This is a genomic window from Lactococcus sp. NH2-7C, from assembly GCF_029953655.1.
In the GTDB taxonomy this organism is placed as follows: Bacteria; Bacillota; Bacilli; order Lactobacillales; family Streptococcaceae; genus Lactococcus; species Lactococcus lactis.
This window is the reverse complement of sequence record NZ_CP124538.1, coordinates 1,597,377-1,610,340: the sequence shown is the minus strand read 5'-3', so window position 1 is coordinate 1,610,340 and position 12,964 is coordinate 1,597,377. Positions and strand designations below refer to the sequence as shown.

Sequence of the window (12,964 nt, the reverse complement as noted above, 5' to 3'; positions counted from 1 at the left end):
CATGAAAGTGTAAGTTTTTGTTTTACGATTAGTTCTGTGCTTTTGGGTTCATTCCTATTCAAGAAATTAGATTTACAAATTTATAAATAAGGAAGTACCAAAAATGGCACAAGGAACTGTTAAATGGTTTAACGCAACTAAAGGCTTCGGCTTTATCACTACTGAAGAAGGAAACGACGTTTTCGCTCACTTCTCAGCTATCCAAACTGATGGATTCAAAACACTTGACGAAGGTCAAAAAGTAACTTTTGACGTTGAAGATGGCCCTCGTGGACCTCAAGCTGTTAACATCCAAAAATAATTACAGCTTTAAATAAAAATCACTGACAGTTTTGTCAGTGATTTTTTTATTGCCAATTTTACTGATAGAACTTTTTTCGAAAGCCTTTACAAATAATTTCTATTTTCTTAAAAATGCTATTGTAAAAACAATTAAAATGGGCTAAAATAAAGAAATCAACTTAGTTTGTTTAGGGAAAAAATGAAAGATTTAACTAAAGGAAATATTTTAACAGGACTTATTGCATTTACTTTGCCCTTACTTATGGGTAACTTTTTTCAGGTCCTCTATAACACAGCAGATACTCTGATTGTCGGTCAAACCTTGGGAAAAGATGCTTTGGCTTCTGTTGGAGCAACAGGCTCTATCAACTTTTTAATTGTCGGTTTTGCCCAAGGAATGACGGCTGGTTTGACAATTTTAACGGCCCAACGTTTCGGGGCAAAAGATGAGTTAGCGATAAAAAAATCCTATGTCACGGGTCTCTACTTTACAATTGCAATTTCTATTTTGCTTAGCATATTGTCCCTTATTTTTGTGGGGCCGTTGCTTCAAATCATGCAAACTCCAAGCCAAATTTTTGAAGGTGCGAAAACCTTTCTAAGCATTATGTTAGGCGGAATGATTGCTACTAATCTCTACGCATATCTGTCTAATGCTCTAAGGGCTCTCGGTGATTCTAAAACCCCATTGTATGCTTTGATTGCTGCCTCAATTTTAAATATTGCCTTTGAATATTTTGCTATTTTAGTCTTAAAATTAGGAATTGCTGGAGCAAGTGGAGCGACAATTTTAGCCCAAATGATCTCGGTTTTATTTCTTTTTTGGCACATCAAACGAAAAGTTCCCGAATTTCAAATTTCAAAAAATTTATGGCGACTAGATCGTGCTGAAATTGTCCACCATGCTAGACTTGGTATTCCAATGGGCTTTCAATCAAGTATTATTGCCATCGGCTCTATCACGCTCCAAGTCGCTTTGAATAAAATGGGAACAAATGCTGTCGCTACCCAAGCCATCGTTTCTAAAATTGACCAATTTGCGATGCTCCCGATGATTTCAATCGGACTTGCCATGGCAACCTTTGGGGCACAAAACTATGGGGCTAAACAGTACAAACGAATTAATCAAGGTTTAACACGGGCTCTTACAATTGCTGTCGGTTGGTCAATTATCTTTGCCATTATCTTAAATCTTGCCCACTTCTATTTCACCACTGCTTTCATTTCAAGTAGCCAAACAGCCGTTATTGAGATGTCGAGTCACTATTATCTTGTAAACGGGAGTTTCTATTGGTTGTTAGCCATTTTATTCGTTACTCGCTCAACGATTCAAGGCTTAGGTAATGCCAAGATTCCAACATTATGTGGCTTTGCAGAGCTTTTCATGCGGGCAGGAGTCGCTATCATTGGTGTTCTTTTACTCAATTATACGGTTATTATCTCAAGTAATCCTGCCGCTTGGCTAGGTTCAACCTCTATCTTAATTCCAACAACCATCCGCATGATTAAACGCTTTAGACAAAATCAGGATTTAGCATAAAACCGCCACTTAGGGCGGTTTTTTCTTTTAAATTTACTGACAGATTTGATTTATACTTTCTGTCAGTAAAATATCGTCAAACTCATTGATAAGCTTTGGGTAAAATAAATTGACCCGCTTCCTCAAATTCCTTAGCAACTTTCAGTAATTCAATTTCAGAATTTTTTGGTCCCCAAAGTTGAATTCCAAGTGGCAGATTCGTTTCCTCATTAACATAAACGGGCAGAGAAAGCGCAGGCTGACCCGTTAAATTACTGATGAAATTATAAGGCGTAAATGCCAATGAGCGCTCAAAAGCGGCTTCAATAATCTCTATTTGCTGTTCAAATTCATATTGGCTAATTTCTGACATTTCTTTTAATACTTCCGCTGTCATTAATTCCTGACCAATTTTAGGGGCTGTTTTAGCAGTTGTTGCCGTCAAAAATAAATCATAATCTTTATAAATTTTGTCAGTAAAATCTCTAGCCGCAATATCCCACTGAGCTAAAGCATTGATATATGAAGACACTGGAGCTTTTCTTCCGACTTCAAAAAGCGCATAAGTCAAAAGTTCAACATCTTGACTCGTCAATTTTCGTCCGGCAGCCCGTTCCCAAGGTTCTAACATGGCAACTGTTTCAGCGGCATTCATGCGATAATAAGACTGAATCAAAGGACGAGCATCTATAGGAAAATCAACTTCTATCAATTCATGACCTTGATGCTCTAAAAACTCTACTGCCTTTAGGCATGCATTTATGGCGTCTTTTGATAATTCAATTCCAGAAATCGGGCTTTGGAGTGAATAAGCAATTTTCAATTTTCTTGATAAATTATTGCTGACAGCTTGGTCAGTACTTTTAGTGAGCGCTATAAGTTCTTTTTCGTCCAACAATTTTGCCTGATAAGGAGCTGCTTCTTGTAGGGTTTGCATTTCAAGCACAAAACGAGCCGTATCTCGCACAGATACAGTAAGAGCTCCGGAAATCGATGCTCCTTGCCATCCTCGGTAAGAATCAGGCCCTTGTGGCATCCGTCCTCTCGTCATTTTAAGTCCAATCAAGCCCGAAAATGAGGCTGGAATTCGAATCGACCCACCGCCATCTGAAGCTCCAGCAATTGCAAACATCCCAGAAGCCACGGCAGACGCCGCTCCGCCAGAAGACCCTCCCGAATAATAAGCTTCATTCCAGACATTTCGTGTATCTCCGTAGAGTTTTGAATCAGAAATGTTTTTAAAGCCAAACTCTGGAGAATTCGTTTGTCCAAATGGCGTGAAACCAGCTTCTAAGAGCCCTTTAACATAGTTGTCATCCTCTGATGCCACATTCTCTGAAAAGAGCTGAGAGCTAGCCGTATCAGGCAATCCTTTATGAGTTTGTCCCAACATTTTCAAAGCAAAAGGAAGACCAGCAAAAAAACCTTGACTCGTTAAAGCTAAATCAGCTTTTGCCTTTTCTAAATCATAAGCAACAATCGCATTGTAACGCGGATTGAGCTTTTGAATCTTGTCATTTGTCATTTCTAATAACGCTTTGGCAGAAAGATTTCCTGATTTTAATTGCTCCGCCCAATAAGTTGCATCTTTAATTTCAAGCATGATTCTCCTTTGAAAGCTGAGTTTTATATATTTGCTGACAAACTCATTCTGCCAACATTTTACCATACTTATCAAGCATAATAAAAAATATCCGTTCCAAATTAGGACGGATATTTTTTGATATTATAACTAGCAAAACAAAATGAAGTTTTCATATTGCGGTCTTCCACTAATCCATGACCGAACGAAATGTAGGATAGCTGTTGCCAGTTCACTGGCTTACAGATATGCTAGTTGTTTCATCTAGGGGCGTTCCCTATTGCGAGAGTAATAAGGTATCTACTTTGTTTCACTACGTTATCCATAGCACAGCTGTCAAGACGAAATGGCAGGAAGTTCGCCATAGCTGGAAGAGAATGAAAAAGGATCTTTCAGGTTGGAGATTAGAAAAGCGTAGATTTTTTCATTCCGACTGACTCTTTCCCCTTTAAAAGTAGATTAGAGACAGCTGATACTTAGAAATTATCTAATTCTTGATACAAAAGTTTTTGAGCAACCGTTGGGTTAGCTTGTCCTTTAGTTGCTTTCATCAATTGACCAACCAAAGCTTTCGCCGCATTTTGCTTCCCACCACGATAATCTGCTACAGATTGTTCATTCTTAGCAAATACATCATGAATGATTGGCAAAAGAACTGCAGGGTCAGAAATTTGAACCAAACCAGCTTTCTTGACAAATTCTTCGGCAGAACCACCATTTTTTGCTAATTCAATAAAGACTTTTTTAGCAATTTTTGAAGAAATTGTTCCATCTGAAATCAAACGAATCATTTCTGTCAGATTTTCTGGAGTTAAGCCAATCTCATGAAGTTCTTTTTTCTCACTATTCAAATATTGAGCCACTTCACCTTGCAACCAGTTTGAAACCAATTTAGGGTCAGTATCAAATTTAATCGCTTGATCAAAGAAATCAGAAACTTCTTTAGTTGCAGTCAATTGACGCGCATCATAGTCAGACAAGCCTAAATCATTAATATAATGCGCACGACGAGCACTTGCCGTCATCGGCAAACTTTGACGCATTTCTTCAATCCATTCATCAGAAATCTCAAAACGAGGGACATCTGGCTCTGGGAAGTAACGGTAATCAGAGGCACCTTCTTTAACACGCATCAAAATTGTTTCACCCGTTTTGTCATTAAAACGACGTGTTTCTTGACGAATTTCGCCACCCGCACGCAAAATCTTAGCTTGACGAGCGACTTCAAAGTCCAATGCTTTTTTGACATTGCTAAATGAGTTCATGTTTTTAACTTCTGTCTTCACACCAAAAGCTTCTTGGCCATAAGGACGGAGCGAAACATTGGCGTCACAACGCATTGAACCTTCTTCCATCTTCACATCAGAAATTCCTGTGTAAAGAATAGCTTCTTTAAGTGCTGTCAGATAAGCATAAGCTTCCTCAGGAGTGCGCATGTCAGCTTCTGAGACAATCTCAATCAATGGTACTCCTTGACGATTCAAATCGACATAAGAATAACCATCTGTTCCATGGGTATTTTTCCCAGCATCTTCTTCCAAATGAGCACGCTCAATGCGAATCGTTGCTTTATGGCCATCTTCAAGTTCAATTTCAATGGAACCATTGTAACCAATTGGCTCATCAAATTGTGAAATTTGGTAAGCTTTGGGATTATCAGGATAGAAATAATTTTTGCGGTCAAAGTGCATTGATTTGTGAATATCCATATTCAAAGCAAGAGCCGCTTTAATTCCGCTATCAATTACCCCTTTATTCATTACTGGTAAAACACCAGGAAGTGACCAGTCAATCACATTTGTATTTGTATTAGGGTCTCCACCAAATTTTGTTGAGGCGGGACTGAAAATTTTTGAGTTTGTACTTAACTCAACGTGGACTTCAAGCCCAATTACTGTTTCAAAGTTCATTATTGTACCTTTCCAAAAATAATCGGTTGTTTTTTGTGGAAATCAGTAGTTGCTTCAAAAGCAGCCGCTACTTGATAAATCGTTTCTTCATCGTAACGTTTACCAATCAATTGCATTCCCACAGGTAGTCCATCGGCAAAACCAGCAGGAATTGAAATTCCTGGAAGTCCAGCAAGATTGACTGGAATTGTCAATAAATCCGCCAAATACATTGAAAGTGGATCATCAACACGTGCTCCCAAGTCCCAAGCTGGTGTCGGAGTTGTTGGGCCTAAGATTAAATCATATTTTTCAAAAACTTTTGCAAAATCATTGATGATTAAAGTACGAACTTGACCTGCTTTTTTGAAATGTTTATCATAAGAACCTGCTGAAAGACTGAAAGTTCCTAACATAATTCGACGTTGAACTTCTGGACCAAATCCTTCAGAACGGGATTTAACATACAAATCTTCAAGATTTTTGATGTCTTGTGCACGATAACCGTAACGAATACCATCAAAACGTTGAAGATTTGAGCTGGCTTCAGAAGAGGCAATAATATAATAAACTGCAACACCATATTTACTATGAGGAAGACTAACTTCTTCAACGATGGCACCCAATTTTTCCAAATGTTTAGCTGCTGCCAAAATTTGTTCTTTTACTTTTTCATCAATTCCTTCACCAAAATATTCTTTAGGCAAAGCAATCTTCATTCCTTTAATGTCTTGACCAATTTTACTTGTAAAGTCAGGAACTGCAACATTTGATGATGTGCTATCATTTTTATCAAAGCCAGAAATGACATTCAAAAGTTGAGCATTTTCTTCAACTGTTGGTGCCAATGGGCCGATTTGGTCTAATGATGAAGCAAAAGCAATCAAACCAAAACGACTCACACGACCATAAGTTGGTTTCAAACCAACAATCCCATTGAATGCCGCAGGTTGACGAATTGATCCACCCGTATCTGAACCCAATGATAAACGAACTTGACCAGAAGCAACTGAAGCCGCAGAACCAGATGAAGAACCGCCAGGTACTTTTGTTTGATCCCAAGCGTTTTTGGTTGGCTTAACCGAAGAATTTTCACCAGAACCACCCATAGCAAACTCATCCATATTGAGTTTACCAATTGTAATTAACCCAGATTCGCTCAATTTATTCGCAACCGTTGCATTATAAGGCGGAATCCAACCTCCAAGAATTTTTGAAGCAGCTGTTGTTTCAATTCCTTCTGTGACAATATTATCTTTGACAGCAATTGAAATTCCGTCAGTCACAACGTCTGGATTAATTCCACGAGCATCAATTGCAGCAGCATCTTGCAAAGCTTTTTCTTCTGTAATTTTCAAAAAAGCATCAATTTGTGGTTCACGTGCAGAAATATCAGAAAGAGTTGCTTTTGTCAGTTCAAGAGCTGAAATTTCTTTATTTACAAGTAGCTCATGAAGCTCTTTGATTGATTTGTTATTGTATGACATTAAGCATCTCCTCCATCAGAAAGCATTGCTGGAACTTTGATAAATCCGTCTTCTTTTTCAGGAACGGCTGCCATGAGTTTTTCACGGTCAAGTCCTTTTTCTGCCACATCTTCACGCATGAAGTTGAGATTATCTGCCACATTCATAGTAAATGGGACACCTTCACCATCAACTTCATCTAACATTTCAACCATATCAATGATTTTTCCAAAAGTATCGGTAAATGATTTTACTTCATTTTCCGAGAATTCAAGCTTTGACAAAAGCGCCACGTGCTTGACTTGTTCCTCTGTAATTTGACTCATATTTTCAATCTCCATTTTTTAGAGTTTATTCTTGTTAATTATAACAAAAAATCGGCATTTTAACAGTCTATCAGTGATTTTAAACCATTTACCAGTCATTTTTTTACTGACAGAACTCTTTGTCAGTAAAAATAGAAAGCAAAATTACTGACAAAAGAATTTATCTCTGATAAAATTTTAAAAATTGCTGACAGACAATTTCGTCAATAATTATAAATCTATAATCGATAATCTTTATAAAACGAAAACAACTCCCATCTGAGATAGGAGCTGTTTGTGAAACTAAATAGTGCTCTGACCACGTATGCGGCTTCTGTCAGCAAGTTCAACGTTCTGACCTAAACCTGATAGGATTTTGATTAAAAGTCTTATAAAGCATAAAAAGCTCCCATCTGCGATAGGAGCTTTTTGTGAAGCCGAAGTCTAAGCGCTAAGACCCTGGCTTTTAGAAATTACGTCCTGCAAGTTTATCAAATAAACCAGTATTAAGAACTTTAAGATAAGTTCCTTTCATACCAAGTGAACGTGATTCAATTACACCAGCAGATTCAAGTTTACGTAAGGCATTAACGATGACTGAACGTGTAATACCAATCTTGTCAGCAATGACAGAAGCAATAACATGTCCTTCTTCACCATCAAGCTCTTCAATAATTGCTTTAACAGCTTTCATTTCTGAATATGAAAGTGTGTTAACAGCCATAGTTGCCATGGTGTCTTTACGGATATTTTCTTCCATTTGTTCAAGTTTAAGATTTGAGAGTTGAACACCAATTACTGTTGTTGCAAGTTCAACTAAGATCAAATCATCATCAGTGAATTCGCCGTCTTCACGCCACATGATAAATGTTCCCAAACGCATTCCAGAACCATAAATAGGTGCTAAAGTTGTCACACCTTTTGGAAAATCGCCAAGGCTTTCTTCTGGGAAGATTGCTAATGGACGGTCAACAGGAACGTTTGCCATTGTATCGTAGATACGTACTGCCGCACGAACATATTCATCAGGCAATTTACGATCATAGAAAAATTGGTCAACACGGTCATTGTTTGTATTGTAAGGCAATGAGTAACCAAGCAACTCGCCCTTCGTATTAATCACGCATGCATTGCAATCAATGACGTTTGCCAAGCGTTCAGTCATACTGTTATATGGCAACTCTTGTTGCAAATCGGTCACTCCATCTTGCAAAATCGCGGTGATTTTACGTGTTTTTTCAAGTAATGTAGCCACTTTGTTCTCCTATTTTTTTATATTCTTGTTTTTATACAAAATTTTTCATAATCAGTATAACATAAAAAAGCATGAAAAACAATAAAAATTGTCAGAAAATTACTCTCAACAAAAAAAGATATACGAATTATTCATACATCTTTTTCTATTTATTATTTACGATATTGCCAAAGGAAACGTTCCATTTTTTCTTGTATTTCCGCTAATTCGTCCACACGAGGCAGATAAACAATTCGGAAATGGTCTGGCTCTTTCCAATTAAATCCTTGACCATGAACAAGCAGGATTTTTTCCTGCTTCAAAAAGTCCAAGACAAATTGTTCATCATTATCAATTTTATACATTTCTCTGTCAATTTTAGGGAAAATATAGAAAGCTGCTTGAGGTTTGACCGCAGATAATCCTGGAATACCATTGATGGCTTTATAAATGAATTCTCTTTGTTCATAAACTCGTCCACCCGGCAACAGCAATTTATCAACTGATTGAGTGCCACCAAGTGAAGTTTGTACGACTGATTGAGCTAAAACATTGGAACAAAGTCGCATTGAAGCCAGCATATTCAAACCTTCAATATAACCCTTGACATGCGATTTTTCACCTGACAGAACCATCCACCCCACACGGAATCCCGCAATGCGGTGTGATTTTGAGAGGCCATTCATTGTGACCACAAAAAGATCTGGTGCCAAGCTAGCAATCGGAACATGAACTGCTCCGTCCATAACCAATCGGTCATAAATCTCATCTGAGAAAATAATTAAATTGTTTTCTCTAGCCACTTGCACAATTTCAAGTAGTAAATCTTTAGAATACAATGCACCCGTTGGATTATTAGGATTAATCAAGACAATGGCTTTTGTATTACTTGTGATTTTTGAGCGAATATCATCAATGTCAGGGAACCAACCTGCCTGTTCATCGCAGAGGTAGTGAACAGCTGTCCCCCCAGCTAAGCTGACAGAAGCCGTCCAAAGTGGATAATCAGGCATAGGAATCAAAACCTCATCTCCTGTGTCTAAAAGTCCCTGCATGGCCATAACAATCAATTCAGAAACCCCATTACCTGTGAAAATATCATTGATATCAAGATTAGGAAAACCTTTAAGCTGACAATATTGCATAATCGCTTTACGAGCCGAGAAAATCCCCTTAGAATCTGAATATCCTTCACTATCCACAGCATGTTGAATCAAGTCACTAATGACTTCATCAGGAGCAAGAAAGCCAAATTCAGCTGGATTTCCTGTATTCAATCGAAGAATTTTTTCACCATTGGCTCGCATTCTTTGTGCTTCATCCAATACTGGACCACGAATATCATAGCTGACATTATCAAGTTTATGCGATTTTTCAAATTTTCTCATTATTGACCTCCGTTAACATTATGAAGTTTTGAGTTTCAAAACTTACAAATAGGTTCTGCTAATTTTTTCCTCATCTATTTCTTTTCATAAACTTGGAAATATTTGCCAGAATAGTTAGTCACTTTATAATTTTTGTCTAACACTTTTTTCAAACTAGTCGGAACTTCTTTGCCAGCTTGTAAAACAACAAATCTATCTGAGAGTTTTCCAACTTTCAGGTCATAGCTTTGGGTAAACTTAATTGGATAATTTGCCGGAACATTATCTAAAGTTGAAATTGTTTTTGTCAAATTATTAATATTTTTGCCATCAGCAACAACATAAACTCGGTCAGAACTTTTAGAATTTGTCTTAATATATTGTGACACACTTTGTTCCTCAGAAGCAACAGATCGATTCATAAAATGATAGCTAATCGGTGTAAAAATGACAAAAAGTATTGCCAAAATCGGTGCAAACAAACGATTTTGGAGATATTTCAACAAAATTTGGTCACTATCTGTCAGCCCAAGACCTGCAAAGACTACTGTAAAGGGGAGGACAGCCAAAAGATTAGAGCTATCAAAAGTCTGAGCAAAAACAATCATTGTTGTCAGTCCAACAATGCCAATAAGCATCATGACATACCAAACTCTCGCCGGACCACCATTTTTAAGTTGCATAACTCCTTGTACGAAACCTGCAACAATCCCAAAAATAAGTGTAAGAACTAAAGCTTTAGCAAGGATTAATAATAAATCACCACTTGGTCCAAAATGAGTAAAAGGAATCAAAATGGACTGCTCAATTGAAGTGTAGATTGTTTGTTCTTCCAGAGAATAGTAAGCGATGGAATAACCTACTAGTAAAACTCCCAGAATTGTTGCCAACATTTGATAAAAACCACGTCCGATTTTACGGCTACCCACATTATGAATAATGAGAGCGATAGCAGATAAAATAAAGAAAACTGACATGACAGGAGAAATGACTAAGGCAAAAGCAGCGGCCATCCCAAAACGAATAAACCCTCTATCTGTTGAGCTATCTTGGAAATAAGAATTCAAAAATCGTGCCGCCCATAATGCAAAGGGAAGCGCAAAGAGCGTTGGACTATCTCCTCCTCTTGCCAAACCTGCAATAATCACTAAAGTAAATACTGAAACAGTAAGTGATGCGGCTTGATTTCTCGTTTGTTGACCCACTAATCGGTAAACTAAAATCCCACTGATTAGTAAAGCAATAATTTCAAAAAGCCATAAAAGCCAAGTCGTCCCACCAATATTCCCTAACCAGTTAATAAGGTAAAAAGCTGAGCCGCCTGTCCCATAAAAATCATTAAAAGGGATTAAGCCATGATGCATTGCCAATCCTGAATAAAGGTTTTGTGATTGGCTGGCTGTGGCCACTGGTTTCCACAAAGGAAATGCATAAAAAGTTAATGCTAAAAGCACTGATAGACCTGTAAGTAATCCATAGACTGCTAAAGGAATTCTGAGTGTTTTTTCATGTGTCAATTTTTGTCTTGAAGTTCGTTCGACGTTTTGACCTTCTGGTTCTTCTTCTAAATGCCTGATTGCTTGATTCGCTGCCGCTTCCACGACATCAGAATCTTTATTTGCCCAACGAGAGCTTCTCCGCTCATGACGTGACGAGCGGGATCTGTATTCATTTGACATGACGTCCTCCGATGTTTCCTTAGCGGAAATCTTTTTTATAAACAAAATGCTTGTTTCAAATACACAGTTGTAAAAAAATTATACCAAATTTTTGGAAAACACTCAATAAAGTTAAAAATGATTATAATATTATAAGCAAAAAATTACTGACAAAAAGGTCAGTAATTTCTATAAGTTAATATTATTTATACACTACTTAATTCCTAATTTTACCAAGAATCCAAAGGACCAAAGCGACAACAGCAATGAATAACCAAAAGTGCGGGTTAAACAAAAGTACAATTCCTGAAATAATCAAACGAATAATCAGTAAAATAAGTAAAATGGGCAAGATATAGCGTAGAAAAACTCTCAATGCCATCACTCCCAAAAGTACTAACAAAATTGATAGCAAGGCCCCCATTACAATTAAACCTGATAATAATCCTACAAACATTTTTTCTCCTTTTAGTAGTAACGACTACGACTGGCTCTCACAAGCCACACAATAATGCTAATTACGAGCAAAGTCCCCCAGAAATGTGGACTAAGTAAGAGCATTAAACCACCGAACAAAAATTTCAAAATCATTAATATAATCAAAGCAGGTAAAACAATTTTAAAGAATCCTTTTATAAAAAGTAACATAGCTAAAAATAATATAAGTAGTAAAAACATTCTCTTTCCTCCGATAATCAACAAATTCTCATAACTCACGAATTTGTATTTATATATTAATTATAACAAGAAAAAATGCCCGAAATTCTCAGTCTTTTGACTGATTTTTCAAGCATTTTTTTAATGATAGAGCTTTATTTTACTGACAGAATAGCTTGTCAGTAACTATTTAGGCCTGACTGTATTAACTGCGGTCCCGTCAGCATAATTAATTTTTGCATTTGGAGCGACATTGTCAAGAACAACGACAGTTGCTCCACCATTTCCTGACTTTTCACGACCACCACCGAGTTTGATAGACAAGGTTTGACCATTTTTATCAATTCCAACATAGGCCAAACGAATTTGTCGAGGCAAAAGTTCATTTCCTTTGTAAAGTGGTGTCACTTGATAATCTAAATAATAATTGGGATGGTTAGCAAGCCAACTGTCCAAACGATTTTCGTAATAAAGCATGCTGGCTGTATTTCCATCGTTCGTTCCAGTGAAATTTCCACCATTGAACCAAGCCGTTTCTGGCACTAAATTTCTTGCTTCATTATTTAGACCTGAAAATTGATAACCCACCAAATGGCCACGAGCCATTAGCCACATTTTACCAATCGAACCATCTGATTTTTTATAATAAAAATTATAATTATGCCAACCAACCGGATTATAGGTCAAGGGTTCACGTTTGACTTTGGGTTCTTGAGAATCTTTCAGTTGAATATGTGAATCAACCGCACGACCTAAAGCATCAGTATTTGCCATGACCATTTGTCTTTGATTTTTAAAAGATAAAGGTGCTTGTTTGACCGAACTTGCCAGTGATTTTGTGGAAACTTGACTACTATTATTGGCAGACGGATTATTTCCTTGTCCCAAATGCAAACGTCCTGAGCCAAAATATCCTACAGCCAGTGCAATAATAACTACAATGACGCTTGTTAGTGTTTTTATTTGTTTCTTATTCATAGCCTAATTATAGCAAAAAATTTCAAG

Annotated in this window: 12 protein-coding genes; 2 read left to right on the top strand and 10 right to left on the bottom strand. The window is 37.2% G+C overall.

Going from position 1 to position 12,964, the window contains the following annotated elements; translation table 11 throughout:
• Window positions 1-103 precede the first annotated feature (103 nt).
• The gene (locus QJV49_RS08165; protein WP_003129735.1) at window positions 104-301 is read left to right on the top strand and encodes a cold-shock protein; all 198 of its coding nucleotides are present in this window, start codon (window positions 104-106) and stop codon (window positions 299-301) included.
• A 180-nt stretch (window positions 302-481) separates the two neighbouring features.
• Window positions 482-1,822 (top strand): MATE family efflux transporter, encoded by a 1,341-nt coding sequence (locus tag QJV49_RS08160; protein ID WP_225513027.1) that lies wholly within the window; start codon window positions 482-484, stop codon window positions 1,820-1,822.
• A gap of 82 nt (window positions 1,823-1,904) precedes the next feature.
• On the opposite strand, the gene QJV49_RS08155 is transcribed toward QJV49_RS08160, so the two are convergent.
• The 10 genes from QJV49_RS08155 to QJV49_RS08110 form a co-directional block, all read right to left on the bottom strand.
• Entirely contained in the window at window positions 1,905-3,404 is a 1,500-nt protein-coding gene (locus tag QJV49_RS08155) for an amidase family protein (RefSeq protein ID WP_225513026.1), read from the bottom strand.
• A gap of 455 nt (window positions 3,405-3,859) precedes the next feature.
• On the bottom strand, window positions 3,860-5,293 hold the full coding sequence (gatB, locus tag QJV49_RS08150) for an Asp-tRNA(Asn)/Glu-tRNA(Gln) amidotransferase subunit GatB (protein ID WP_225513025.1): 1,434 nt from the start codon (window positions 5,291-5,293) through the stop codon (window positions 3,860-3,862).
• Window positions 5,293-6,759 carry an Asp-tRNA(Asn)/Glu-tRNA(Gln) amidotransferase subunit GatA gene (gene gatA / locus QJV49_RS08145; RefSeq protein ID WP_017864006.1) on the bottom strand — a complete coding sequence of 489 codons (1,467 nt, stop codon included), beginning with the start codon at window positions 6,757-6,759 and terminating at the stop codon, window positions 5,293-5,295. The genes gatB and gatA overlap by 1 nt, the downstream gene beginning before the upstream one ends.
• Complete coding sequence (gene gatC / locus QJV49_RS08140) at window positions 6,759-7,064, bottom strand: Asp-tRNA(Asn)/Glu-tRNA(Gln) amidotransferase subunit GatC (RefSeq protein ID WP_010905163.1); 306 nt, start codon at window positions 7,062-7,064, stop codon at window positions 6,759-6,761. The genes gatA and gatC overlap by 1 nt, the downstream gene beginning before the upstream one ends.
• A gap of 445 nt (window positions 7,065-7,509) precedes the next feature.
• Entirely contained in the window at window positions 7,510-8,298 is a 789-nt protein-coding gene (gene codY / locus QJV49_RS08135) for a GTP-sensing pleiotropic transcriptional regulator CodY (RefSeq protein ID WP_225513024.1), read from the bottom strand.
• A 152-nt stretch (window positions 8,299-8,450) separates the two neighbouring features.
• Window positions 8,451-9,665, bottom strand: a complete 1,215-nt coding sequence (locus QJV49_RS08130; RefSeq protein ID WP_281449126.1) for a pyridoxal phosphate-dependent aminotransferase — start codon at window positions 9,663-9,665, stop codon at window positions 8,451-8,453.
• A 74-nt stretch (window positions 9,666-9,739) separates the two neighbouring features.
• Window positions 9,740-11,323: a glycosyltransferase gene (locus QJV49_RS08125; RefSeq protein WP_225512378.1), complete on the bottom strand. Its 1,584-nt coding sequence runs from the start codon at window positions 11,321-11,323 to the stop codon at window positions 9,740-9,742.
• A gap of 196 nt (window positions 11,324-11,519) precedes the next feature.
• Window positions 11,520-11,759 carry a hypothetical protein gene (locus QJV49_RS08120; protein ID WP_225512379.1) on the bottom strand — a complete coding sequence of 80 codons (240 nt, stop codon included), beginning with the start codon at window positions 11,757-11,759 and terminating at the stop codon, window positions 11,520-11,522.
• Window positions 11,760-11,770: 11 nt separating this feature from the next.
• Window positions 11,771-11,980, bottom strand: a complete 210-nt coding sequence (locus QJV49_RS08115) for a hypothetical protein (RefSeq protein ID WP_010905160.1) — start codon at window positions 11,978-11,980, stop codon at window positions 11,771-11,773.
• A 165-nt stretch (window positions 11,981-12,145) separates the two neighbouring features.
• A complete protein-coding gene (locus QJV49_RS08110) occupies window positions 12,146-12,937 on the bottom strand; it encodes a DNA/RNA non-specific endonuclease (RefSeq protein ID WP_225512380.1) in 792 nt (263 codons plus the stop codon).
• Window positions 12,938-12,964 lie beyond the last annotated feature (27 nt).